The 24,388-nt window shown below is 69.1% G+C and carries 24 protein-coding genes and 1 pseudogene; 13 read left to right on the top strand and 12 right to left on the bottom strand.

The window, feature by feature from the left end; genetic code table 11:
* Positions 1 to 9 precede the first annotated feature (9 nt).
* From D7D52_RS09815 to D7D52_RS09790, 6 genes are all read left to right on the top strand, one after another.
* Positions 10 to 3,054 (top strand): translation initiation factor IF-2 N-terminal domain-containing protein, encoded by a 3,045-nt coding sequence (locus D7D52_RS09815; RefSeq protein ID WP_425464667.1) that lies wholly within the window; start codon positions 10 to 12, stop codon positions 3,052 to 3,054.
* A gap of 343 nt (positions 3,055 to 3,397) precedes the next feature.
* Positions 3,398 to 3,709 carry a 50S ribosomal protein L21 gene (gene rplU, locus D7D52_RS09810; RefSeq protein WP_036547931.1) on the top strand — a complete coding sequence of 104 codons (312 nt, stop codon included), beginning with the start codon at positions 3,398 to 3,400 and terminating at the stop codon, positions 3,707 to 3,709.
* A 43-nt stretch (positions 3,710 to 3,752) separates the two neighbouring features.
* The gene (gene rpmA / locus D7D52_RS09805) at positions 3,753 to 4,019 is read left to right on the top strand and encodes a 50S ribosomal protein L27 (RefSeq protein ID WP_040806195.1); all 267 of its coding nucleotides are present in this window, start codon (positions 3,753 to 3,755) and stop codon (positions 4,017 to 4,019) included.
* A 215-nt stretch (positions 4,020 to 4,234) separates the two neighbouring features.
* Positions 4,235 to 5,689 carry a GTPase ObgE gene (obgE, locus tag D7D52_RS09800; RefSeq protein WP_120743965.1) on the top strand — a complete coding sequence of 485 codons (1,455 nt, stop codon included), beginning with the start codon at positions 4,235 to 4,237 and terminating at the stop codon, positions 5,687 to 5,689.
* Positions 5,690 to 5,859: 170 nt separating this feature from the next.
* On the top strand, positions 5,860 to 6,960 hold the full coding sequence (gene proB / locus D7D52_RS09795; protein ID WP_120743964.1) for a glutamate 5-kinase: 1,101 nt from the start codon (positions 5,860 to 5,862) through the stop codon (positions 6,958 to 6,960).
* Positions 6,961 to 7,659: 699 nt separating this feature from the next.
* Positions 7,660 to 8,127 carry a DUF4254 domain-containing protein gene (locus D7D52_RS09790; protein ID WP_120736032.1) on the top strand — a complete coding sequence of 156 codons (468 nt, stop codon included), beginning with the start codon at positions 7,660 to 7,662 and terminating at the stop codon, positions 8,125 to 8,127.
* Positions 8,128 to 8,269: 142 nt separating this feature from the next.
* Here D7D52_RS09790 and D7D52_RS09785 read toward each other — a convergent pair whose 3' ends face one another.
* The gene (locus D7D52_RS09785) at positions 8,270 to 9,370 is read right to left on the bottom strand and encodes a methyltransferase (RefSeq protein WP_120736031.1); all 1,101 of its coding nucleotides are present in this window, start codon (positions 9,368 to 9,370) and stop codon (positions 8,270 to 8,272) included.
* Positions 9,371 to 9,501: 131 nt separating this feature from the next.
* On the bottom strand, positions 9,502 to 10,014 hold the full coding sequence (locus tag D7D52_RS09780) for a Rossmann-fold NAD(P)-binding domain-containing protein (protein ID WP_162958243.1): 513 nt from the start codon (positions 10,012 to 10,014) through the stop codon (positions 9,502 to 9,504).
* On the opposite strand from D7D52_RS09780, the gene D7D52_RS09775 reads away from it, so the two are divergent.
* Positions 10,013 to 10,477, top strand: coding sequence for a MarR family winged helix-turn-helix transcriptional regulator (locus D7D52_RS09775; RefSeq protein ID WP_222932805.1), 465 nt, complete (start codon positions 10,013 to 10,015; stop codon positions 10,475 to 10,477). The two genes, D7D52_RS09780 and D7D52_RS09775, sit on opposite strands and share 2 nt — an antisense overlap.
* A 5-nt stretch (positions 10,478 to 10,482) precedes the next feature.
* Here D7D52_RS09775 and D7D52_RS37655 read toward each other — a convergent pair whose 3' ends face one another.
* Positions 10,483 to 10,659, bottom strand: a complete 177-nt coding sequence (locus D7D52_RS37655; protein ID WP_162958242.1) for a hypothetical protein — start codon at positions 10,657 to 10,659, stop codon at positions 10,483 to 10,485.
* A 37-nt stretch (positions 10,660 to 10,696) separates the two neighbouring features.
* On the bottom strand, positions 10,697 to 12,832 hold the full coding sequence (locus D7D52_RS09770) for a RecQ family ATP-dependent DNA helicase (RefSeq protein ID WP_120743963.1): 2,136 nt from the start codon (positions 12,830 to 12,832) through the stop codon (positions 10,697 to 10,699).
* Positions 12,833 to 13,067: 235 nt separating this feature from the next.
* On the opposite strand from D7D52_RS09770, the gene D7D52_RS09765 reads away from it, so the two are divergent.
* Complete coding sequence (locus D7D52_RS09765; RefSeq protein ID WP_120736028.1) at positions 13,068 to 13,547, top strand: hypothetical protein; 480 nt, start codon at positions 13,068 to 13,070, stop codon at positions 13,545 to 13,547.
* 7 nt (positions 13,548 to 13,554) lie between these two features.
* On the opposite strand, the pseudogene D7D52_RS09760 reads toward D7D52_RS09765, so the two are convergent.
* From D7D52_RS09760 to D7D52_RS09745, 4 genes and pseudogenes are all read right to left on the bottom strand, one after another.
* Positions 13,555 to 13,956 (bottom strand): annotated as a pseudogene (locus D7D52_RS09760) (RtcB family protein); the annotation flags it as partial.
* 31 nt (positions 13,957 to 13,987) lie between these two features.
* Positions 13,988 to 14,809 (bottom strand): hypothetical protein, encoded by an 822-nt coding sequence (locus tag D7D52_RS09755; RefSeq protein WP_120736027.1) that lies wholly within the window; start codon positions 14,807 to 14,809, stop codon positions 13,988 to 13,990.
* Between the two features lie 91 nt (positions 14,810 to 14,900).
* Positions 14,901 to 16,121 (bottom strand): glutamate ABC transporter substrate-binding protein, encoded by a 1,221-nt coding sequence (locus D7D52_RS09750; protein ID WP_120736026.1) that lies wholly within the window; start codon positions 16,119 to 16,121, stop codon positions 14,901 to 14,903.
* Positions 16,122 to 16,354: 233 nt separating this feature from the next.
* On the bottom strand, positions 16,355 to 16,909 hold the full coding sequence (locus D7D52_RS09745; protein ID WP_120736025.1) for a TetR/AcrR family transcriptional regulator: 555 nt from the start codon (positions 16,907 to 16,909) through the stop codon (positions 16,355 to 16,357).
* Positions 16,910 to 16,992: 83 nt separating this feature from the next.
* On the opposite strand from D7D52_RS09745, the gene D7D52_RS09740 reads away from it, so the two are divergent.
* The 3 genes from D7D52_RS09740 (at position 16,993) to D7D52_RS09730 (ending at position 18,359) form a co-directional block, all read left to right on the top strand.
* Positions 16,993 to 17,418, top strand: a complete 426-nt coding sequence (locus tag D7D52_RS09740; RefSeq protein ID WP_120736024.1) for a nuclear transport factor 2 family protein — start codon at positions 16,993 to 16,995, stop codon at positions 17,416 to 17,418.
* Between the two features lie 87 nt (positions 17,419 to 17,505).
* Positions 17,506 to 17,994, top strand: a complete 489-nt coding sequence (locus tag D7D52_RS09735) for a MarR family winged helix-turn-helix transcriptional regulator (protein WP_120736023.1) — start codon at positions 17,506 to 17,508, stop codon at positions 17,992 to 17,994.
* On the top strand, positions 17,991 to 18,359 hold the full coding sequence (locus tag D7D52_RS09730) for a DUF5313 family protein (RefSeq protein WP_120736022.1): 369 nt from the start codon (positions 17,991 to 17,993) through the stop codon (positions 18,357 to 18,359). The genes D7D52_RS09735 and D7D52_RS09730 overlap by 4 nt, the downstream gene beginning before the upstream one ends.
* A 24-nt stretch (positions 18,360 to 18,383) precedes the next feature.
* Here D7D52_RS09730 and D7D52_RS09725 read toward each other — a convergent pair whose 3' ends face one another.
* From D7D52_RS09725 to D7D52_RS09710, 4 genes are all read right to left on the bottom strand, one after another.
* Complete coding sequence (locus D7D52_RS09725) at positions 18,384 to 18,782, bottom strand: DUF4189 domain-containing protein (protein WP_246023732.1); 399 nt, start codon at positions 18,780 to 18,782, stop codon at positions 18,384 to 18,386.
* Positions 18,783 to 18,882: 100 nt separating this feature from the next.
* Entirely contained in the window at positions 18,883 to 19,836 is a 954-nt protein-coding gene (locus D7D52_RS09720; RefSeq protein ID WP_120736020.1) for an alpha/beta hydrolase, read from the bottom strand.
* 26 nt (positions 19,837 to 19,862) lie between these two features.
* On the bottom strand, positions 19,863 to 20,618 hold the full coding sequence (locus D7D52_RS09715; protein WP_120736019.1) for an SDR family NAD(P)-dependent oxidoreductase: 756 nt from the start codon (positions 20,616 to 20,618) through the stop codon (positions 19,863 to 19,865).
* Positions 20,619 to 20,629: 11 nt separating this feature from the next.
* Complete coding sequence (locus D7D52_RS09710; protein ID WP_120736018.1) at positions 20,630 to 21,766, bottom strand: LLM class flavin-dependent oxidoreductase; 1,137 nt, start codon at positions 21,764 to 21,766, stop codon at positions 20,630 to 20,632.
* A gap of 174 nt (positions 21,767 to 21,940) precedes the next feature.
* On the opposite strand from D7D52_RS09710, the gene D7D52_RS09705 reads away from it, so the two are divergent.
* Positions 21,941 to 22,696: a glucose 1-dehydrogenase gene (locus tag D7D52_RS09705; RefSeq protein ID WP_120736017.1), complete on the top strand. Its 756-nt coding sequence runs from the start codon at positions 21,941 to 21,943 to the stop codon at positions 22,694 to 22,696.
* 12 nt (positions 22,697 to 22,708) lie between these two features.
* Positions 22,709 to 24,388: a 3-oxosteroid 1-dehydrogenase gene (kstD, locus tag D7D52_RS09700; RefSeq protein WP_120736016.1), complete on the top strand. Its 1,680-nt coding sequence runs from the start codon at positions 22,709 to 22,711 to the stop codon at positions 24,386 to 24,388.

The raw sequence follows: 24,388 nt of genomic DNA, 5'->3' as shown, positions 1-24,388 counted from the left end.
CCGGAACGGATCCGAGTGCACGCACTGGCGAAGCTGCTGGGCACCACCAGCAAACGTATCCTGGCCCATCTGACCGAAATGGGCGCGCAAGCCCGCAGTCCGCAATCGAGTCTGGACCGCACCGTCGCCGAAACCGTCCGCGACGCCTTCGGCCCGCGCGATATCGAGGCCACCGCGCCCGAGCCGATCGCCGAGACCACGGTCGACGCGGCCATCGCCGCCGGTGACGACCGCGCCGCCGACGAGATCGCCGCCGAGGAGGTGGAGGCCGCCGAGGCCGCTGACACCGCCGCCCCCAAGACGAAACGAGCGGCCAAGCAGCCCAGCCTGTTCGCGAGCCCGTTCCAGAGCAAACCGCAGGTCGAAGAGCCGGTCCAGTATCAGCCGCCGGCCGCCTCGGTGGCCGCCCCGCTGTTCCAGGCGCCGGACGCCGCGGCCGCCGAGGAGGCCCGCCGCAAGCGTCGCGCCGAGCGTCAGGCCCGCGCCGAGCAGCAGTTCGCCGAGCAACTGGCCGCCGCCGAAAGCAAGGCCGCCCCCGTCGAGACCGCGCCCGAGGACACCGAGGACGAGGGCGACTGGGACGGCGAGCAGCGCGGCAAGGACGACGCCGACCGCGAGGGCAACTCGCGTCGTCGCCGTCGGGGCCGGCGCGGCCGCGGCCGGGGTCGCGGAGAACAGCACGGCGACAACGACACCGATGACGTCGAGGGCGACGAGGCCGAGACCGACGAGTCCGCCGACGTCGACACCGACGCCGAGGACGACGACGATTCGACGGCCGTGCCCGAGGGTTCGAGCAGCCGTCGCCGCCGTCGCCGTCGTCGCCGCAAGGGCGGCGAGGACAACGAGCCCGAGGTCGCCGAGGACGATCCGCCGAACACCGTCGTGCACGAGCGGGAGCCGCGCAGCAAGCGCCGCGCCGCCGCCAAGGACGTCGACGAGGTGCAGGGCATCAGCGGGTCGACCCGCCTGGAAGCCAAGCGCCAGCGCCGCCGCGACGGTCGCGAGGCCGGGCGTCGCCGCCCGCCGATCCTGACCGAGTCGGAGTTCCTGGCCCGCCGCGAGGCGGTGGACCGGGTGATGGTGGTGCGCGAGAAGCACTTCCAGGATCACCCGACCTCCACCACCCAGGTGGCGGTGCTCGAGGACAACATCCTGGTCGAGCACTTCGTGACCTCTACGGGCTCCGCGTCCATGGTCGGCAACGTCTACCTGGGCAAGGTGCAGAACGTGCTGCCCTCGATGGAGGCCGCCTTCGTCGATATCGGCCGGGGCCGCAACGGCGTGCTGTACGCGGGCGAGGTGAACTGGGAGGCCGCCGGTCTGGGCGGCAAGGAGCGCAAGATCGAGCAGGCGCTCCGGCCCGGTGACACCGTGCTGGTGCAGGTCTCCAAGGATCCGGTGGGCCACAAGGGCGCCCGCCTGACCACGCAGATCAGCCTGGCCGGCCGTTTCCTGGTGTACGTGCCCGGCGGCACGTCGACCGGTATCTCGCGCAAGCTGCCCGACACCGAGCGCAAGCGGCTCAAGGAGATCCTGCGCGACATCGTGCCGCAGGACGCGGGCGTCATCATCCGCACCGCCTCCGAAGGAGTCTCCGAGACCGAGCTGGCGCGCGATGTCGAACGGCTGCAGGCGGCCTGGCGCACCATCGAGGATCAGTCCAAGCAGGGCTCGGGTGCGCCCAAGACCCTGTACGAGGAGCCGGACCTGCTGGTCAAGGTCGTGCGCGACCTGTTCAACGAGGACTTCTCCAAGCTGGTCATCGAGGGCGAGCGCGCCTGGACCACGGTCGAGAACTACGTCCGCACGGTCGCTCCCGACATGCTGGCCCGCGTCGAGCGCTACGAGAAGTCCAATGGCGTGGACGTGTTCGGCAGCCTGCGCATCGACGAGCAGCTGGCCAAGGCGCTCGACCGCAAGGTGTGGCTGCCCTCGGGCGGCACCCTGGTGATCGACCGCACCGAGGCCATGACCGTCATCGACGTCAACACCGGCAAGTTCACCGGGTCGGGCGGGTCCAATCTCGAAGAGACCGTGACCCGCAACAACCTGGAGGCGGCCGAGGAGATCGTGCGCCAGATGCGGCTGCGCGATATCGGCGGCATGATCGTCGTCGACTTCATCGACATGGTCCTCGAGTCCAACCGCGATCTGGTGCTGCGCCGCCTGACCGAGGCGCTGGGCCGCGACCGCACCCGTCACCAGGTCTCCGAGGTCACCTCGCTGGGCCTGGTCCAGATGACCCGCAAGAAGCTGGGCACCGGTCTGGTCGAGGCGTTCTCCACCACCTGTGAGACCTGCCACGGCCGCGGCATTCTGGTGCACAACTATCCCGTCGAGTCCTCGGCTCCGGCCAGCGGCGACGGCGGTGAGGGCGTGGGCCGGCGCGAGGGTTCGCGTCGCCGTCGCAAGGACCGCAACGCGGCCGCCGTCGAGGCCCCGGTCGTCGAGCCGGTGGTCGAGGAGAAGGCCGACAAGCACGACAAGCACGAAGAGGCCGAGAAAGCCGCCGCCAAGCGCGCCCACCCGGTCGCCATGGCCATGGCCGCGCACGCCGCGGAGGATGCCGTGGACGCGGCCGACGAGGACGCCCTCGCCGCCGCCGATGCCGCGAACGCGGTACTGGCCGAGGGTGATTCCGCGACCGCGGCCGATGTCGCGGCCGCCGAGTCCACCATCGTGCGGGAATCGGAGAACGCCGCCGCCGAGGCGGAGCTCGCCGAGCGCGCGCTGACCGAGGTCGAGACCGCCGCGAGCGCCAATGGCACCGCCGCCGAGAACGGCACGGCGGCACAGCCTGTCGCGGCCGAGGCACAGCCGGCCGAGCCGGTGCTGTCGGCTCGTCGTCCCGCCCGGCGCCGGGTGGCGCGCACGGTGTCGGCTCCGGCCGCGGACAGCTCGAGCGCGGTGTTCGTGCTCTCCAGCACCGAACAGTCGGACAAGCCGGGCTTCGACCTCGACGAACTGACTCCGGCCGTGGTCCCGCCGCGGGCGCGCCCGCGGCGCCGGGCCGCGGGTCGTCCGGCCGGTGCGCCGGAGGGCGAGAACTAGCCCGCTCGCCTGAAGACGGCCGTGGCCCCGCCGGAATCCGGCGGGGCCACGGCTCTTTTCGGCGCGGTCGCCGGTGGACGCTGAGGTGAGCTGGGCAACCCGGTTTGGAGGGGGTCGGCCGAGTCCTGTAGTCTTGGCCAGTCGCTGCCCCCTGCGACGGCACTCTGTTGTGACTAGTGCTGTGAGTGGGCCTGGTTCGGTTCAACGGAGCCAACGGCCCGAGGCGGCGGTGAATACCACCAGACCAGTCTGCGGCGGTTTCCGGATATTTCCGGTCGATCGCCGTGCGAGCAGAGTGCCCGAGCACGTCGAGCACTCGAACAGAAAGAAGGGCAGCCGACCGATGGCAACGTACGCGATCGTCAAGACCGGCGGAAAGCAGTACAAGGTCGCGGTCGGTGACCTGGTGAAGGTCGAGAAGATCGAGGGTGAGCCGGGCACTTCGGTGTCGCTGTCGCCGGTGCTCGTCGTTGACGGTGCCGAGCTGACCACCGATGCTGACAAGCTGGCGAAGGTCTCCGTGTCCGCCGAGGTCGTCGAACAGACCAAGGGCCCGAAGATCCGCATCCACAAGTTCAAGAACAAGACCGGCTACCACAAGCGTCAGGGGCACCGTCAGAAGCTGACGGTCCTGAAGGTCACCGGCATCAAGTAATCCGACTTGGGGTTCGTCACCCCGGCACGAGGAGTTCTGAGACATGGCACATAAGAAGGGTGCATCCAGCTCGCGCAATGGTCGCGATTCGAATGCCCAGCGGCTCGGTGTGAAGCGCTTCGGCGGTCAGACCGTCAAGGCCGGCGAGATCCTGGTTCGCCAGCGCGGCACGCACTTCCACCCCGGCGTCAACGTCGGCCGTGGCGGTGACGACACGCTGTTCGCGCTCGAGGCGGGCGCGGTGCAGTTCGGCACCAAGCGTGGCCGCAAGACCGTCAACATCGTGGTGCCGGAGCCGGTGAACGCCTGACCGGCGCACCGGAGTTCCTACTCCACTAGCTTTCGAGCGGGTCAGGGTAATGAATGCCCTGGCCCGCTTTGCTGTTCGCGGGATCGCGAACATTTCTAGGACTTCGGTCTGCCCGGCCCAGTAGGGCCGGGCAGACCAGGGATCTGGAAGAACAGAACTCCGCCATTCCGGGCGGCGTTGCAAACGACTAGTCCTGAAGGAGGATGATCACCGATATGTCCAAATTCATCGACCGTGTTGTTTTGCACGTGCGTGCGGGCAAAGGCGGGCACGGGTGTGCCTCGGTGCGGCGTGAGAAGTTCATGCCCCTGGGCGGCCCCGACGGCGGTAACGGCGGCAATGGCGGGGATGTGATCCTCGAGGTCGACCCGAATGTCCACACCCTGCTGGACTTCCATTTCCATCCGCATGCCAAGGGCGGCAACGGCAAGCCCGGCGAGGGCGGCAACCGCAATGGCAAGCAGGGCGAGGGACTGCTGCTGAAGGTGCCGTCCGGCACCGTCGTCATGAGCACCGACGGCGAGATCCTGGCCGACCTGGTCGGCGCGGGCTCGACCTTCGTGGCGGCCCAGGGCGGCCGCGGCGGCCTGGGCAATGCCGCGCTGGTGTCCAAGGCGCGCAAGGCCCCCGGTTTCGCGCTGGTCGGTGTGGACGGCGAAGAGCGCGATCTGGTGCTCGAACTGAAGTCGGTGGCGGATGTGGGCCTGGTGGGCTTCCCGTCGGCCGGCAAGTCCTCGCTCGTCTCGGTGCTCTCGGCGGCCAAGCCGAAGATCGCCGACTACCCGTTCACCACCCTGGTGCCGAATCTCGGTGTGGTACAGGCGGGTGACACCACCTTCACCGTGGCCGACGTGCCCGGCCTGATTCCGGGCGCGAGCGAGGGCCGCGGCCTGGGTCTGGACTTCCTCCGGCATATCGAGCGCTGCGCGGTGCTCGCCCACGTGGTGGACTGCGCCACGCTCGAGCCCGGGCGTGACCCGATCTCCGATGTGGACGCGCTCGAGGCCGAACTGGCCGCGTACCAGCCCGCGCTGGTCGGCGACGCCGGTCTGGGCGATCTGGCGGATCGTCCGCGCGTGGTCGTGCTCAACAAGGCCGATATCCCCGATGCCGACGAGCTGGCCGAGTTCGTGCTGCCCGAGTTCGAGAAGCGCGGCTGGCCGGTGTTCAAGATCTCGGCGGTGAGCCGGGAAGGGTTGCGGCCGTTGACCTTCGCGCTCGCCGAGATGGTCGAGCAGTACCGCAAGGCGCATCCCGAGCCGGAACCCAAGCGGCAGATCATCCGCCCGGTCGCCAAGGGCGACAGCGGTTTCCGGGTGCTGCCGGATCCCGAGGTGGAGGGCGGCTTCATCGTCGTGGGCGAGCGGCCCGAGCGCTGGGTCAAGCAGACCCAGTTCGACAACGACGAGGCCGTGGGCTACCTGGCCGATCGCCTGGCCCGCCTCGGTGTCGAGGAAGAGCTGGTCAAACTGGGCGCCGAGCCGGGTGCGTCGGTGACCATCGCGGACTACTGCTTCGACTGGGAGCCGTCGATCTCCGCGGGTGTGGAGACGCTGATGACCCGCCGCGGCGTGGATCCGCGGCTGGATCAGACCGAGCGCATCGGCGCGGCCGAGCGTAAGCACGCCTCGCGCGTGCGGCGCGGTCTGGTGACCGAGGACGACGAGTAACACGGTGCCGCAAGGCAACTGATACAGGCCGCTCGCGACGAAGCGGGCGGCCGGTGGGTTCGACAACGGATTCGGGTGCGACGGCGCTTCGGGCGCGGCGGGCGAATTGAGGTGTGGTGCAAGTGAGTTCGGGTGGCACGCGGGTGAGCGAGCTCGACGGGACCGGCGAGCTGAGCGCGGCGCGGCAGGCGATCGCCTCGGCGCGCAGCGTGGTCGTGAAGATCGGCTCGTCGGCGCTGACCAGTCTGGCGGGCGGTCTGGATACCGCGCGCCTGGACGCGCTGGCCGACGCGGTCGAGGGCCGCATGCGGGCGGGTTCGGATCTGGTGGTGGTGTCCTCCGGCGCCATCGGCGCGGGCATGGCCCCGCTCGGATTGTCCAAGCGGCCAAAGGATCTCGCCACCAAGCAGGCGGCCGCGAGCGTCGGTCAGCTGGCGCTCGCGCACGCCTGGGGCACGTCGTTCGCCCGCTATGACCGCGTGGTCGGGCAGGTGCTGCTGAGCGCGGGTGACTTCGGCCGCCGCGAGCCGCACCGCAATGCGCAGCGCACCCTCGACCGGCTGCGGTCGCTGCACGCCATCGCGGTGGTGAACGAAAACGACACCGTCGCAACGGAAGAGATCCGCTTCGGCGACAATGACCGGCTCGCCGCGCTGGTCGCGCACCTGGTCGGCGCGGACGCGCTGATCCTGCTGTCCGATGTCGACGGCCTCTACGACGGCGATCCTCGCAAGGGCGCGGCCACCTTCATTCCCGAGGTGCGCAGCAGCGCCGATCTGGACGGCGTGATCGCCGGTTCCGGTGGCGCGCTGGGCACCGGCGGCATGGCCTCCAAACTCTCGGCGGCCCGGCTGGCCGCGGATGCCGGCGTGCCGGTGCTGCTGGCGGCGGCTTCCGATGCGGCGGCGGCGCTGTCGGGCGCGACGGTCGGCACCGCCTTCGCCGCGCGCCCGGTGCGGTTGTCGGCGCGCAAGTTCTGGGTTCGCCACGCCGCCGACGCGCGCGGCGCGGTGCATCTCGACGCGGGCGCGGTGGCCGCGGTGGCCGAGCGCCGCCATTCCCTGCTGGCCGCCGGCATCACCGAGGTGGCCGGGCATTTCTACGGCGGCGACGTCATCGACCTGATCGCCCCGGACGGTGTGCTGATAGCCCGCGGCGTGGTCGCCTACGACAGCGACGAACTCGACACCATGAAGGGCCGCTCCACCTCCGACCTCCCCGAAGGCATGCAACGCCCCGTCGTCCACGCCGACGACCTCGTGAAGCTCTAGCGCCCTCGATCGGCGTCCTGTCGCCTTCTGGATTTGTCGCGCCCCGTCGCCTTGTGGATTTCGGGTCCCGTCGCCGTCTGGACGTGTTGCCTTCCGTCGCCGTCTGGACGTGTCGCCTTCCGTCGCCGTCTGGACGTGTCGCGTCCCGTCGCCGTCTGGACGTGTCGCGTCCCGTCGCCATCTGGGTGTGTCGTGTCCCGCCGTCATCCCAGCGTGCTTTTGGCTGGGATCCAATGCCGGAGGGTGGATTCCGGCCAAAAGCACGCCGGAATGACGGGGCGGTGACGAACGGCGGGATGACGGGGCGGTGACGAACGGCGGGATGACGGTGTGGTGACGAACGGCGGTTGGTGACGGGTGGGCGTTCTGTGGGTTACGGGCGAATTGCGTTGGGGGAGAGAGGGAGTAACGGGGACAGACCGGGCGGTTGGTCTCTCGTGGGAGGGGCAGTCGCAGGGCGGGGGAAGGGCAGTGGGCGGGACGGCCCGAGCGGTCATCCTGGAAGAGCACCCGGTGCCGCATCGAGATGTGCCCTTCGCCGATAGCGGTTGCCCGGATCCGGCGCGGTCCGCCCTTGCCGCGCCGGGCTCGCGGTCCGGTGGCCGCCCGCGGCCCGGGTGCGCCCGCACCGCCGTGGAGGTAGGTATGTACGTACCCCAACCCGATAGCACACAGCTGTGGCGGGCCGGCGGCCGTTGCATGAACGCGCGCGACGCGGACCAGGAGGAGCGGTTCGCCGAGCGCCCCCTGCTGCTGCCGGACTGGCACGAGCTGCTGGCGGCGTTCTGCGGGCACATCGGCGATCAGCCCGAGGATCACGCGGTCACCCGCTGGGCCCGGGCCCTGGCCGAACTGCACCTGCGCCGCCGCGCGCAGCCCGGCGACACCGGCGGGATCGACGACCTACGCGCCCAACTGGTCTCGTTCATCGACGAGTGGGTGTCGAGCCGGGCGCTGCCGAGGGGTGTAGCGCGGGCCGAATCCCTCGGCGCGGTGGTGGACGCCATGGCGGCGGCGCACGTGCGTGCCGTGCATCTGTTGCGGACCGCCGAGAAGGTCTCCGACGAACAAGTACACGCCGCCTGGTTCCTGCTGGCGCAGATGGCGGACGGCTGGACCGATCGGGCCGCAGGGGTTGTCGGCCCACGGATCCGCCGCTCCGCCTGAATGCCCTGCGCCGCAGTCGAATCAGGCGGTAGCGGGCCCGTGACGAGCGAGTGGGTTGCGCCGCACTCGCCTCGCGGGTCGCGCCGGCGAGTCCGGTGCGCATCGGTGCGGGGGCCGACGCGGCACCGGACCATCGTCGGCGTCACCAGGCTGGATGGGCCTCGATGACGCAGTCGGGCGCGGCGGTCTGCACCACGCGGGTGAGCACGAATCCACTGCGCGACAGGAGATTTCCGAACTCCGTCTGGGTGCGCTCGCGCCCGCCCGCGGTATTGACCAGCATCTCGAGGTCGATCACCTTGGCCGGGTGCGGCCGCTGATGTTCGGGCATGACGAAGTCGATGATCAGCAGGCGCGCTTCGGTTTCCATGCCGGTGCGCACCGTGCGCAGGATGCGTTCGGCGTCCTCGTCGCCCCAGTCGTGGATGATGTGTTTGAGCAGGTAGGCGTCGGCGCCCTTGGGGACGGAGTCGAAGAAGCTGCCGCCTTCGAAGGTGAGCCGGCCGGTGAGGCCGGGCGCCAGCAGCGTGCCGGGCAGGTCCGCCACCACGCGCGGCAGGTCGTACAGGGTGCCGCGCATGGAAGGATGCCGCTGCAGGATGTCGACCAGCAGGCTGCCCCGGCCGCCGCCGATGTCCACGATCGAACCGAATTGCCCGAAATCGTATGCGGCCTGCAGGGGTTCGCCGGCCAGCGTGCTGACGCTGGTCATGGCGCGGTCGAAGACGGCCGCGACCTCCGGGTGCTGTTCGGCGTAGGCCCAGAAGTCCATGCCCTCGACCTCGGGCCACTGCGACCGGCCCGCGCGCACCGCGCCGGCGAGATGCGACCAATGCTTGCGGTGCAGCTCGGATCCCAAGAGCAGGAACAGATCTCGCAGCTGGACCTCGGCATCGGTACGCAAGCCGTGGGAGATCCCGGTCAGCTGATAGGCCCCGTCGCGTTTCTGGGCGAAGACCCCGGCGCTGACGAGCAGCCGCATCAACCGGCGGAGTGCGTCGGCGTCGACGCCGACGGCGCGCGCGAGGTCGTCGGGCTGCCGGGGACCGCCGGCCAGCGCGTCGGCGATGCCGAGTTCGGCCGCCGCGCAGGTGGCCTGGGTGAGATAGCCGACGGTGGACAGTTCCAGCAGCGCGATGTGCCCGGGCACCAAGCGCCGGTGCAGAGCGGCCAGGGCGTCGCGGAAGCGGGCGAGTGCGCGCAGGAGGGGCAGGGGTGGAGCCTTGGGCGCTGCGGACGCCATGATGAACTCCCCGGGGATGGTGTGGCGACTGCGGATTCGTCGAGCCTAACGCCCCGCGTTCCAGGTCGGCAGCCGTTTCCGCGACTGGCGAGCAAAGCTTCCGGAGTCCCCGGAGGGTCGCGCGGCGTGGCTCAGCCGGCGGTGAAGGCGGCCGCGTGTTCGTGGGCCCACTGGTCGAAGGTGCGGGCTGGGACGCCGAGGAGAGTTTCGGTGGTCTCGGCCGGGAGCTGCGGCTGCTCGGCGACGTCGGCCCAGACCGCCAGCAACGCATCGGCGATGATAGACGGCATGGTGCGCGCCATCTGTTCGCGCGCGGCCTCGGGGGTGATCGTGGCGACCTGGATCTCCTGCCCGAGTGCCGCCGACAGCGCGGCGATCTGCGCGCGAAAGCTGATCGGCGTCGGACCCGTGAGAGAGACTGTGCGACCGCGCAATTCGTCCCCGGTGAGGGCGGCGATCGCGATGTCGGCGATGTCGAGGGGATGGATCATCGACAGCTCGGCGTCCGGGTAGGGCAGTTCGATGGGTCGTCCGGCCCGTACGTCCTCGGCCCAGCCCAGGGCATTGCTGTCGAATCCGCCGGGTCGCAGGATCGTGGTCGCGAAAGTCGCAGCGGCCAGGGCTCTTTCGACGGCGACGTGCATGGCGCCGATGGGGTTGGCATCCGGTCCCGCCTTCGGCAAACTGCGTCGCGGTGTCCTGCAAGAAGTCGAAAACCCCATCTCGACACGGGATTCCGGGCGCGCGCTGGTGCTCAGCATCGTCTGGCAGCGCGATCAGCAGCCCGATGGCGAAGTGAGTGTCGGCAGTGTGGCCGCCTACATGTGCATCGACCCGTCGGTGGGCAGCCGTATGGTCACCGAGAACATCAAGTCCGGCTACCTGATCCGCGTGCCCTCGCAGCTCGACGGCCGACGCGCCGTCCTCCAGCTCACCCCGAAGGGGCAGGAGTTCCTGCGCGAATACCGCAAGCAGCAACGCCGCGCCTACGAATACATCACCGCCGACTGGTCCGAACAGGACCGCCTCGATTTCGCCCGGCTCATGCTGCTGCGCTACGTCGAATCGATCGAGAACCTCAACCGCAGACCCGCCGCCGACGCCTGAGCGAATCAGGGCGTATAGCTAGCCAGGTGCCCGGCTCCGCCATCATTCGGCTTGCGATCCGGCGCGAAATCGACCGCCGAGTGTTCCCGATCGACCTCCTCGATCCACTCCGTCGGCTCCGGCGGTAGCGTGCGCCAGCGCGCACGCGGATCGAGTGCCCCGTCGTTGTTCGCTGTGGTCACCTCGGCTCCCTTCCACGATCGACGGTATGCCCGATGATCATGACGGGGTGGCGAGGGCGAAGGGGAGGACTGAGGGGGCGCCGGCGGCGCGGAGGGTGCGGGCGGCCATGGTGAAGGTCCAGCCGGTGTCGGTGAGGGCGTCGACCAGGAGGATGGGGCCGTCGACGGCGGTGAGATCCGGTGTCTCCCAGGCGTTGTGGAGCGCGGCGACGCGGTGGGCGGAGTTGGCGGCCGAGACCGGGGGCAGGTCGGGGCGCAGGTGGAGGACACCCAGATCGTGGAGGCGGCCCACCTGGGCCAGGCGGGCGGCGAGGGAGCGGGTCAACGTCGGGCGGCTGCCGGAGTCCAGGGCCATGACCGCGGTCGGGCGCTGCGCCCAATCCCATTCGCGCAGCACCGTGGTGCAGAAACGGAACACCTCGTCCGGGATCGGGGCATCGGGGCCGTCGAGCAGCGGGCGCAGGCGCTGACCCCAGCCGAGGTCGCTGAGGCGGCCCAGCACCCGGCCGGTCTCCGGACCGTCGGTGATCTTGCCGGACAAGGAGATTCCGAGCTTGGCGAGACCGGTGGGCCACTGTTTGCGGGGCGCGAGATCGATGCCGGGGCGGTCGAGGCGGGTGCGGATCTCGGCGAGGTCAGCGGCGTCGACCGTGGTGTCCTGGTGGGCGCCGGTGCAGTTGTCGCAGCGGCCGCATACGGTGCCCGGCACCAGGCCGGGATCGTCGAGCTGGCCGCGCAGGAACGTCATTCGGCAGCCGGTGGTCGCCTCGTAGTCGATCATGGCCTGCTGCTCGGCTTCTCGCGCGGCGCTGAGCCGCTCGTAGCGTTCGGTGTCGTACACCCACGGCTCGCCGGTGCCCAGCCACCCGCCGCGCACCCGGCGCACCGCCCCGTCCACATCCAGCACCTTCAGCACCATCTCGAGGCGAGAACGGTTGAGCTCCACCAGCGGTTCGAGGGCCGCGGTGGACAGCGGGCGCTCGGTGTCGAGCGCGGCCAGCACCGAACGCACGATGTGCTCGCGCGGGAAGGCCACCGAGGCGAAATAGCTCCAGATCTGGCGGTCCTCGCGGCCGGGCAGCAGGATCACCTCGGCGCGCTCGGTGCCGCGTCCCGCCCGGCCGACCTGCTGGTAGTAGGAGATCGGGGAGGAGGGCGCCCCCAGATGCACGACGAACCCGAGATCCGGCTTGTCGAAACCCATGCCGAGCGCGGAGGTCGCGATGAGCGCCTTCACCTCGTTGTTCAGCAGCGCCGCCTCGAGGTGCTCGCGTTCGGTGGGATCGGTCTGCCCGGTGTAGGCGGCGACGGTGTGACCGTGGGAGTTCAGCACATCGGCGAGATCGTGGGCCGCCGCGACCGTCAGCGCGTAGACGATGCCGGAGCCGGGCAGTGCGTGCAACCGCTTGCTCAGCCACGCCGTCCGCTCCACCGCGTCGGCGATGCGGACCACCGACAGGTGCAGGGACTCGCGATCCAGGCTGCCGCGCAAAACCAGTGTGTCCGTACCGATCTGGGTCGCCACATCGGTCACCACCCGGTCGTTGGCGGTGGCCGTGGTGGCCAGCACCGGCACGTCCGAGCCGAGATCGGCGATCAGCGTGCGGATCCGGCGGTAGTCCGGCCGGAAGTCGTGCCCCCAGTCCGACACGCAGTGGGCCTCGTCGATCACTACCAGCCCCGCGTCGGCGGCCAGCTTGGGCAGCACCGAATCGCGGAAGTCCGGATTGTTCAACCGCTCCGGGCTGACCAGCAGCACATCCACCTCCCCGGCGGCCACCCGGGCATGGATCTCGTCCCATTCGGTGACATTGCCCGAATTGATGGTCGCCGCAACCACCCCCGCGCGCTCGGCCGACGCCACCTGGTTGCGCATCAACGCCAGCAGCGGCGAGACGATGACCGTCGGCCCCCGCCCCTGCGCCCGCAGCAGCTTCGCCGAGATGAAGTACACCGCCGACTTGCCCCACCCGGTGCGCTGCACGACCAGCGCCCGCCGCCGCCCCACCACCAACGCCTCGATCGCGGTCCACTGATCCTCCCGCAACCGCGCGTCCGGCCCGGCCAGCTCCCGCAGCAGCCGTTCGGCGTCCCCGCGCAGTCCATCGGACGACGCGGTAGCGGTCTGGGCATGGTCGGGGGCATTCGTCTCGGCTGGGGTCACGCGCTCCATCGTGCCCCACCGCACCGACAGCCCGGAGCCGCCACCGGCGAATCGAGCCAACTTCGCACCCCCTCTGATCAGCGCACGACCGCAGAGGGCGCCGACCGGCCCGGCGTTCACCCGGAAAACACCGGTGAACAGCGCCTTGGTTGCGGAGCGGTCAAGATCAGGCGGAAACCCGTGCCCGGACGCACAATAGGGGTCCGGGCACGAAGGGCGTCCGGGGGTGCGCAGGGAGACGCAGATGCCGGAGAAGTTTCCGTCGCCCGCGGGGTGGACTCCGCCCGGGGCACAGTTTCGCAGTACCGGCGGTGCGTCGCGCACGATGGCCGGGGCGCTGGTGGGGTTGCTGCTGACCCCGATCGGCATCGCCTTCGCCGCGCGCGGGGCCGCCGGAACCAGGCAGTGGACGATCCTCGGGGACTTCTCCGACCGGGCCGGCTCAACCTTCGAAATCCTGCTCGCGGCGGGACTGTTCCTGATCGTCGCGGCACTGGCCGCCTATTCGCCGGCGGGCACCATCATCGCCGGGCTGGTGTGGGGGGTGCTGCCCGGCATCATCCACTTCATCTTCCCGAACGACACCTTCCGGCTGCTCGGCGATCTACCGGTCTCCGCCGACATGCACATCGCGCTGTTCCAGTGGCTGCAAACGGGATTCCCGCTCATCGTGGGCATCCTGCTGGTCGGTGCGGGCGCGGCGGCGACCTTCCGCCGCCGCTGACCCCGCCTCACCCCTTCACACACAGCACCTGCCGCAGCGTGGCGACGATATCGACCAGATCGGACTGCGCCGCGATGACCTGATCGATGTCCTTGTACGCCGCGGGAATCTCGTCGATCACCCCGGCGTCCTTGCGCGACTCCACGCCCTCGGTCTGCGCCACCAGGTCGGCGACACTGAACTGCCGCTTGGCCGCGTTCCGGCTCATCCGCCGCCCCGCCCCATGCGACGCCGACTGGAACGAGGCCGGATTCCCCTTGCCCCGAACCACATACGACCGCGTCCCCATCGACCCCGGAATCAACGCGAGATCCCCCGCCCCCGCCCGCACCGCGCCCTTGCGCGTCACCAGCATCGGCACCCCATCGATGACCTCCTCCGCCACATAGTTGTGGTGACAGGAGACGCGTCGATCGGGATGCACCGGCAATCTCTCGAGCTCATCCCCCGTCGTTCTGCTGGTCTGGGCTGAACCGAAGACGTCGGCGTTTTGGGCCAACGAGTCTCCAACGTCGCATATAGACACTCTTTTCGGATCGTTCGAGCAGTCGAGCAGCCTCTGGCACCGGATGAAGCAGGACGATTTCGTCGTCCTCGGCTGTCCAATGCTTCCGAGTGTGGCCGAAGCGATTGCTTGGCGCGGTCCACGCTGAGACTTGCTCCGCAGCTGTGCTTTTACGGGGCATAGCGAGCGATCGAGGCGTGTAGCACCACCGTGCAAGGGCCACAGCCGCCGCGTTGGCGATCATTACGTTGACGGCCCCATCGCGCTTGTTGGGTCGCGCGGATCGGCTGACGCCGCAGACCGCCTCTATCTCGGCGCAGAAATGCTCGGCAATGAACGGGCTGGTCGTGACAAGGCTGATGAATGGATAACCGTTCGCGGTGAATCCAATAGACCCGTCCCCGTCGATGATGCCTCGGAGGTAGTCGGGTCGCGAGAAGTCACCTGTGGGTGGGCGTATCGTCTCGGACTTCCTACCGGTCGGCACGCCGAACCGCTCGAAGTCCGCCCGCACTGCCTGGGTGCAGATCTCCAGGCAGTGCGTGACGTAGTCCGTGCGAAAGTTCGTATCGCGAGTCCGCACGCGAACGACGCTGTGCCCTGGAATATGCCGTTGCAGTTCAGTCAGGAATGCGCCGTCGCGTGCGGCGAGCTCGAGCGATAGCTTGCCTTTGCCTGCGGTGCTGCCGTAATGCGAACCGTCGGTCTGAAACAGGCCGACCATGTACGAGGTCTCGGGAGCTGCGAGTTCCAACATCGCTGCAACGTCCCATCTTTCGAACACACGCGCTACCGAATATTCCCGCGCTTGTCGCCTTTGTCGGCATTCTCCCGCGTGTCGCGACGTGTCAGGGTTCGACGAAGTCGGCGGCGAGGGCGCAGAGTTTCCAGGCGCCGTCGCGGCGGACCATGGTGGCGGTGTAGTCGATGTCTTTGAAGTAGCTGCGGTATTTCTCGGGGACGTTGGTGAAGGTTTCGTGGAATGCGAAGGTGGCGGAGTTGGGGTCGTTCTGGGTGACGCCGGTGACGGTATTGGTGTAGCCGGCGTTCTTGATCTCCGCGCCCAGGGATTTGTCGAATTGCGGGGTGTACTGCAGCACGATGTCGTCGATGGCGTCGGCGGTTTCGGGGCACACCAGCGAACGGAAGCCTTCCCAGTCGCGCGCATTGGAGGTGGCGGCGACGGCCTTGGCGGCATTCACCAATTCCGGATCCAGGGTGGTCGGATCGCCCGGCGCGACCAATTTGTCGGGGGCGTTGAACACGACGGGCGGGGCGGCCGGTTTGTATCCGCTCGCGGCGAGATCGGTGTCCAACGCGCGCCGCCAGCTGCCGTCGTCGATCATCAGGCGGATGGCGGAGGTGATGCGGCTCTGCAGGTCGAGGTCGCCCTTGTGCACCCCGACGCCGTAGCGCTCGCGGGTGAATCGGTGTCCGACCACGCGCAGCACGCCCGGATGCTCGTGGGCGTATCCGGCGAGGATGACATCGTCGGTGGTGACGGCGTCGACGGTGCCCGCGATCAGGTCGGAGACGCACTGCGCGTAGGTATCTCGGGTGGACAGCTGCACATTGTGGGCGAAGCTGCGCCGGATCTTGTCGGCGGAGGTGGAGCCCTCGGCGGTGCACACGGTGCGCCCGTCCAGGTCCTCGGGCTGGTCGATGGCGCGCTCGCTCTGGCGCACCAGCAGGTCCTGTCCGGCCATCAGGTAGGGCCCGGCGAAGGAGACCAGTTGCTGGCGGGCGGCGGTGATGGAGTAGGAGGCGACGATGAAATCGACTGTGCCGGAATTCAACAGGTCTTCGCGCTGTTCGGATCGGGCCTCGCGCCAGGTGATGTGGTCGGGGGTGACGCCGAGTTTGTCGGCGATGTAGACGGCGGTGTCCACGTCGAAGCCGTGTGGTGTGCCGTCGGTTCCCCGGACCGACAGGCCGGGTTGATCGAATTTGATGCCGACGGTCAGCGTGCGCGGCGGTTGCCGCGGTGCGGCCTCGGGTTTCGGAGTGCTGCCACAGGCTGCCACGGTCAGACCAGCCGCAATGGCGACGGCGCGGATCGCACGCTTCATCGAATCCGATCTCCTGTCGTCAACTCGAATGGATGAACAGCGAAGAACAGTCGTGGCTGAGGCGCCGAAGAAGGCAACCGACCAGCACATGCTGCATCAAAGCATCCAAGTCGCGAAAAAGGGCGCACATCGCGGAGAAATACGGGGCGATTCGCCCATGTTTCAGTTAATTTCGCAATATTTCAGCGAACTTTATTGCCGCAGGTTTGCGATGGGCTGGAGGCGGGTACAGATCACCGTCGTCGGAGGCCGTCGGCGATCACGGCGAAGGTGCGGTCGCGCAATCCGGGATCGGCCCCGGCTTCGTGCACGGCGAGGAATATGCCCTTGATGATGGTGAGCAAATCCTCGACGCTGATCTCCGGCCGGACCGCCCCCGCCTGCTGGGCGCGGGAAAGCAGAATGGCCAGCGCCTGTTTGAGGTCGTCGGAGACCGTGCGCGGATATTCCCCGCGGCCGGTGCGCAACGCGTCGGCCAGATCGCGTTTGACGCCGCCCTGCAGGACGAGCTTTTCGAGGAATTCGAAGAACACCGTCCCCGGATCCCGCGCCTCGGTCAGTTCGCGGGCGTGGGCGGTGATCTTCTCGACCTGATCGAGGATGGCGGCCTCGAAAAGTGCTTCCTTGGTGGGGAAGTGGCGATACACCGTGCCCGCGCCCACCCCGGCCCGGCGCGCGATCTCGTCGAGCGGCACCGAAATGCCTTCGGCCGCAAAGGCTTCCTGGGCGGCCGCCAGCACCCGCTCGCGATTGCGGCGGGCGTCGGCGCGCAGGGGTCGTTCGGTCACCTCGACAGCCTACCTAGCCATTGACAAGCGGGGCGAGTGCCCCGCATATTAAACGGGTTCATCGTTCCGCTTTGGAGGCAGTCATGTCCACGCCCGTAGAAACCCCTCGTGACCTCGTCGAACGACTCTTCTTGGGGCTGCCGTCCCGGGACGCGGACCGGTTCGCCGCCTTGCTCGCCCCGGATGTCGTCTTCGAGATCCCCTTCCCGATTCCGGGCGAGCCGACCCGCATCGAGGGCCGGGAGCGGGTCCGGGAGTACCTCGCGTCGCGCTGGTCGGGGACGTCCGGGGTACAGGTCCACGGCATCCGCCCGGATATTCACGAGACCACCGATCCGGAGGTGTTCGTGGTCGAGAACGACGTCGACGTCACCCGCCCGAGCGGGGAGCGCGGCTGGTTTCGCAGCTCCGTCAACGTGATTCGGGTGCGCGACGGCCTGGTCACGCTGTTTCGCGACTACATGGACACCGGGCGGATCCTGGCGCTGCGGCAGGCGGCGCAGGGCTGAGGATGTGATGCCAATTACCCTGGATCGTCGGCGAACAGTTAGTGCATTAACTATTATTGCCCTAACCAAGACGATCGAGGAGGTCGAGTGGTGGAGTCGACGGCGGTGGATCCGCTCCAGCTGGACCGGCAGGTGTGTTTCGCGCTGGCGGTGGCGAATCGAGCGGTGCTGGCGGTGTATCGGCCGCTGCTGGAACCGATGGGGCTCACGCATCCGCAGTATCTGGTGATGCTGGCGCTGTGGGGTGAGGCGCCGATGTCGGTCAAGGACATCGGCGAGGCCATTCAGCTGGATTCGCCGACGCTCTCGCCGCTGCTCAAACGGCTCGAGGCGGCGGGGCTCATCACCCGCCGGCGCGACAGCCACAACGAACGCAATCTGGTCGTGGACCTGACCGATGCCGGGCGGGAGCTGCGCCGGGAGGCGGAGCGGATTCCGCCCGCGGTGGTGGCGCGGCTGGGGGTGAGCCTGGCCGACCTCGAGGAATTGCGGGAAGTGCTCGGGCGGGTCAACGCGGCCGCGCGGCGGTCGGTCCTGGCGGAGGGTGAGCAGTCGGCGAAGGGAACCCGGAAATGAAGCGCCCCAACCCCGTTCAGTGGCTCGGCTACTCCTGCGGCCGGGTGCTGCCCGCGGAGCTGCACGAGTGGGTCCGCAACGATCTCACCGGGACCTGGGCGGTGCCGCGGCACATCGTGCGCCAAATGGTGCCGCTGGTACCGGTTTTCGCGCTGGCGTTCCTGCTGCCCGGCGAGCTCTGGCTGAAACTGGCGGTGATCCTGCTGGGCGTGCTGCTGGCGCTGTTCTACATCGTCGCCTACATGCCGATGAACCGTGCGCACCGGTTGGTGAAACACGGCTTCCCGGAGGGCCTGGAGAACCCGGCCCGCGCCGCCCGCCGGGCCGCCGAACGCGCCGCCTACGAGGCCCAGCACCCGCACTGACCCCATGCGCCGCTGGGTGTTTCGCTACTGCGCGTTCGGGGTGCAGGTGCTGGTGACGATGTGGGCGGCGACGGGTTGGGCGCTGCCGAGGTCGGGGAAGGGCGGTGCGCTCTGGCCCAGGCCCAGCAGGGCGTTCTGCTCGGCTTCGTCGCGGCTGGCGCCCAGCGCCCAGCCCCAGCCGCCGTCCGCGCCCTGCGCGATCGCGCCGCAGCCGTCGGTGAAGCGGGCCACGATCTCGCAGTCGTAGTTGGCGCAGCTGCGAATCGCGGCGGCGTCGGCGGCGACCTTGCTGGTGTCGGTCTCGGCGACGGCGGCGTTCTCGAGGCGCGAGATGGCCAGGGTGCCGTAGTACTGGGGTGCGGCGTCCGCGGCCCCGGCGACCGCGGCGGCCAGGGTCAGGGCCGCGAGAGCGGTGCCTGTCACGGACGAGAGGTGGCGTGCGACCGACAAGTGATTTCCTGACGTTTCAATTGGGTGAACGCAGGTGATGCTAACCCCTCTCGTTGTGAACTCACTGGGAATTTCACCGGACGGGTGCGCGGGACAGGGCGGCGCGCAGCGCCGTGAACGCGGAGTCGTTGGCGCGCTGGGTTTCTCGCAGGTGCCAGGCCATGGTCATGAACCCGTGCACGGTGCCGCTCCAGCGCTGGATCTGCGTCTCGACCCCGGCCGCGCGCAGTCGCCGCCCGTACTCCTCGCCCTCGTCGCGCAGCGGATCGAATTCGGCGGTGGCGATATACGCCGGCGGCAGCCCGGTCAGGTCGGCGCGGCTGGGGTTGGCGTAGGGGTCGGACCGCTCGGCGTCGGAGTTCAGGTACTGCTGCCAGTACCAGCGCAGGTGGGCCGCGGTGGTGAAGTAGCCCTCGGCATTGTCGCGATAGGAACGACTGTCGCAGGCCGGATCCAGCATCGGGTACAGCAGCAGCTGGAAGGCGAGGTCGGGCCCGCCGTTGTCGCGGGCGGTGAGCGCGGCGACCGCGGCGAGATTGCCGCCCGCGCTGTCCCCGGCGACGGCCAGCCGGTCGGGGTCGCCGCCCAGGGATTCGGCGTGCTCGGCGACCCAGCGCAGCACCGCGTACGCGTCCTCGGCGGCGGCCGGGAAGCGTGCGCCGGGCGCGCGCCGGTAGTCGACCGAGACCACGATCACCCCGGCGGCATTGGCCATGGTGCGGCAGAAGCGATCGTGAGTGTCCAAGTCGCACAGCACGAATCCGCCGCCGTGATAGAAGACCACCACCGCCGGCACCGGTTCGGCGTCCACCGGCCGGTACAGCCGCACCGGCACCTGCGGCGCCCCTTCGGGGCCGGGCACCAGCCATTCCTCCACTCCCGCAACCGGAATCGGTTCGACCGCCGGGGCGGGGCGGGCGGCCAGGAAGGCCCGCGCGTCGGCGGCGTCGAGCACCGTGGTGCCCAGCGCCGGGAACGCCGCGGCGGCGGCGTCGACGAAGCTCTGCCATTCGGGCGACAGGGTCATTGCGTGCCTTCCTGGATCCTGCGGTCCTACTGCATGTTTCGCGGAATGAACTTGCCGGCGGCGAGCCCGCCGTCGACCGTCACCTCCGCGCCGGTGATGTACGCCGAGGCGTCCGAGGCCAGGAAGGCGACCAGTTCGGCGACCTCCTCGGGCAGGCCGGTGCGCTCCAGCGGCAGGGTGGGGAAGCTGCCCGGGCCGGTGGTCAGGTACGGCACCATCGGGGTGGCGATGGGGCCGGGATGCACCGAGTTGACCCGGATTCCAGCCGGGCCGAGCTCCAGTGCCGAGATCTTCGACAGGCCGCGCAGACCCCATTTGGACGAGCCGTAGGCGGAGTGGTTCATCAGGCCTTCGAGCCCGGCCTGCGAGGAGATGTTCACGATGGAGCCGCCGCCGGCCGCGGTCATGGCGGGCAGCACCGCCTTGATGCCGCGGAACGCGCCGACCAGGTTGACCCGCAGAATCCGTTCCAGCTCTTCGGGGGTGGTCTCGGTGAGCGGCTTCATGATGTAGATGGCGGCATTGTTCACCAGCACGTCCAGCGTGCCGAAGGCGTCCACGGCGACCGCGACGGCGGCGTCCCAGCTGTCGGCGTCGGTGACGTCGTGGCGCACGAAACGCGCTGCCTCGCCGAGGGAATCGGCGAGTTCCTTGCCCTCGGCCTCGAGCACGTCGGTGACGACCACCTGCGCGCCGCGCTCGACGAACAGTCGCGCCTCCGCCGCGCCCTGGCCGCGGGCGGCGCCGGTGATCAGGGCGACTTTGCCGGTCAGATCAGCCATGTGACTTCCTTCTATCGTTCTGCTGTGTTGCGAAAGTGGGGGATGACCTGCTCGCCCCACTGACGAATGGTTTCCAGGCACGCGGCCTGCGGCACGGTGCCCATCTGGATGAGGCACAGGATCTCGTCGGCCCCGGCGGCCTGGAGGCGCTCGACGTAGGCGATGGCGTCGTCGGCGGTGCCGTAGGCGTGCTCGGTGTGAAAGATCGCGGTGGACCCGGATTTCACCGGGATCTTGGCCTCGTGCAGGAAGGCGACGTGCTCGTCGGAGACCGCGCGCATCCTGGCCAGTTCATCGACGCCCGGGTCCACGGCTTCGTCCGGGACCGGGCCCGCGCCGTAGTAGTACTTGATGGACTGAGCGAAGAACCGCTGCCCGCGCGCGCCGATCTGGCGGGCCCGCTCGCGGTCGTCGAGGACGATGGTCGGGCACAGGGCGGCGAAGTGATCGTTGACGACGGTGGAGACGAAGCGCTCACCGGTGCGTTCGGCAATGGCCCGGTCGTAGATGCCGCGCAGCTCCGCGATCTCCTCGATGCCCGCGAAGCCCAGGACGAGAGCGCCGATTCCATACTCGGCGGCCAACTTCAGGGTGTCCTTCTTGGTGCAGGCCATGAACAGCGGGGGATGCGGGCGCTGCACCGGCCGCGGCAGCAGGTGATGCGGACCGATATCCAAAAGCTCACCGCGGTAGGAGAATTCGCCTTCCGGATCCTGCCAGGCGGTGGCGATCATCCGCAGCGATTCCTCGACCTCCTGATAGGTGCGGCCGGGATCGACTCCGCACAGGGAGGTTTCGACCGCGGTCGCGCCGCGGCCCGCGCCCAGATTCACCCGCCCGCCCGACAGCACGTCCAGCATGGCGGCACGTTCGGCGGTGCGGACCGGGTGGTTGAACCCGAAGGGCATGCACACCACGCCGTGCCCGATGCGCACCCGCGTGGTCTTGGCGGCCACGTAGCTCAGGAAGACCTCCGGTGCGCTCATGTGCGCGTACCACTTGAGCCCGTGATGCTCGACCGCCCACACGGCGTCGAACCCCATCTCGTCGGCGAGCACCGCCTGCTCGACGCAGTCGCGCAGCACCTGGGCCTCGTGCGCGGCGGTCGGGTCGGTCAGCTGGGCCTCGAAGATCATCGAGAACTTCATCCGGACTCCTTGCCACGACCCTGTCGCACCCCACCGGGCGTTTATGTCTAACCGGAATACTTCTGCACCCATAACCTCAGGTCATCGGGATGTCTCAGTGGCCGGGACCACACCGTGCCGGGTTCGGTCCGCGGACTTAGCGTCGGTTGACACGCTGAGGAAGGACGGGAACACGTGGGACAGCTGGACGGAAAGGTCGCTCTGGTCACCGGCGGCGCGCGGGGCATGGGCGCCGAGCATGTGCGCCGCTTCGTGGCCGAGGGTGCGCGGGTCGTGTTCGGCGATGTGCTGGACGACGAGGGCAAGGCGCTCGCCGCGGAACTGGGCGACGCCGTCCGCTACGTGCACCACGACGTCACGAGCGAATCCGACTGGCAGGCCGCGGTTTCCGAAGCCACGGTGGCGTTCGGCACGCTGGACGTACTGGTCAACAATGCCGGGATCCTGCGGTTCAAGCGCATCGTGGAGATGAGCCTGGAGGAGTTCCAGACCGTCATGGCCATCAACGTCACCGGCGCCTTCCTCGGCATCAAGACCGCCGCGCCCGCGCTCACCACCGCCGGTGGCGGGTCCATCGTGAACGTCTCCTCGGTCGAGGGCTTCGTGGGCGCGGCCGGTCTATCCGCGTACAGCGCAAGCAAATTCGCGCTGCGCGGGCTCACCAAGTCGGCCGCCCGGGAGCTGGGGCACTCGGGTATCCGGGTGAACTCGATTCATCCCGGCGGCATCGCCACCCCCATGACCGCGTCCGTGGCGGGCGCGTCCGGGGTGGACGGCGACAGTTTCTTCTCCGAATTGCCCATTCCGCGCTGGGGTCGGCCGGTCGAGGTGTCGGAGGTGGCGCTGTTCCTGGCCTCCGATGCCGCGAGTTATTGCACCGGCGGCGAATTCGTCGTCGACGGCGGCATGTTGACCAGCTGCGGCTATTAAGGATCGAGCTTCATGGAATTCGAATTCGACGTCGTCGTCGTGGGTTCGGGCGCGGCGGGCATGACCGCCGCGCTGACCGCCGCCTACCGCGGGCTGTCGGTGACCCTGATCGAGAAGAGCCGCCTGTTCGGCGGCTCCACCGCGCGCTCCGGCGGCGGTATCTGGGTGCCCAACAATCCGGTGCTGCAGGCGGCGGGCGTGCCCGACAGCCCGGAGCTGGCCCGCACCTATCTGAAAGCCGTTGTCGGGGAACGGGTTCCGGAGGCCAAGCAGCGCGCGTTCCTGGATCACGGGCCGGAGATGTTCCGCTACCTCGGGGCCCGCTCGAGGTATTGGGACTTCGCCTACGATCGCGGGTATTCCGACTATCACCCCGAGTTCCCGGGCGGCCTGGCGCAGGGGCGCAGCATCGAGCCCAAGCCGATCGACGGCCGCCTGCTGGGCGGTGATCTGCACAAGATCAATCAGCCGACCATGTCCGCGCCCAAGGGGATCGCCATCACGGTCAAGGACTTCCACGACCTGAACATGATCGCGCGCACCTGGACCGGGAAGAAGACGGCCCTGAAGGTCGGTGCGCAGACCGCCCTCAACCTGGTCAAGGGCGCCAAGCCGTTGAGCCTGGGCAAGGCGCTGGCGGCGCGGTTGTGGCTGTCGCTGCGCGACGCGGGTGTGCCGGTGTGGCTCAATACCCCGCTCACCGAGCTGATCGTGGAGAACGGCGCGGTGGTCGGCATTCACGCCGAGCACGAGGGCCGCCCGGTCACCATCAAGGCCCGCCGTGGCGTGGTGCTGGCGGCCGGCGGCTTCGAGCACAACCTGGAGATGCGCAAGCAGTACATCGACGGGCCGCAGAACACCGGCTGGACCGTGGGCGCGACCGAGAATGTCGGCGAGGGCATCGTCGCCGGCCAGAAGGCCGGCGCCGCAGTCGATCTCATGGACGACGCCTGGTGGGGTCCTTCGGTGCGCAACCCCGACGGGCCGCCGTTCTTCATGCTGGCCGAGCGCTCGCAGCCGGGCGCGATCGTGGTCAATGCCCGCGGCGAGCGCTTCGTCAACGAATCCGCGCCGTACGTCAACGTCGTGCACACCATGTACGAGGAGGAGAAGCGGGTGCCGGGCAGCATTCCCGCGCACTTCGTCTTCGACCAGAACTTCCGCGACCGATACCTGTTCCTGGGCAACTTCCCCAAGCGGCCGCTGCCGCAGAAGTACTTCGACGCCGGAATCATCAAGCAGGCCAACACCCTTGCCGAACTCGCCGACAAGCTGGGCGTGCCCGCCGCGACCCTGGCGGCGACCGTGGAGCGCTTCAACGGCTTCGCGCGCACCGGCCGCGACGAGGACTTCCGGCGCGGCGATTCGGCCTACGACCGCTACTACGGCGATCCGACCGTCACCCCCAACCCGACCCTGGCCCCGCTCGAGCGCGGCCCGTTCTACGCGGTCGAGATGGTGCCCGGCGATCTGGGCACCAAGGGCGGCCTGGTCACCGACGAGCACGCCCGCGTGCTCGACGATCAGGGCGCGGTGATCGCGGGCCTGTACGCGGCGGGCAACAACTCCGCCGCCGTCATGGGCAACGACTACGCGGGCGCCGGCGCGACCATCGGACCCGCCATGGTGTTCGGCTACATCGCGGCCAACCATCTCGCCGAGCTGGAAACCGAAGCGGCACAGGAGAACTGA

Origin of the sequence: Nocardia yunnanensis, assembly GCF_003626895.1 — a bacterium.
GTDB classification, from domain to species: Bacteria; Actinomycetota; Actinomycetes; order Mycobacteriales; family Mycobacteriaceae; genus Nocardia; species Nocardia yunnanensis.
Note: the sequence above shows the minus strand (reverse complement) of the source record. Positions and strands in the feature narration are given on the sequence as shown.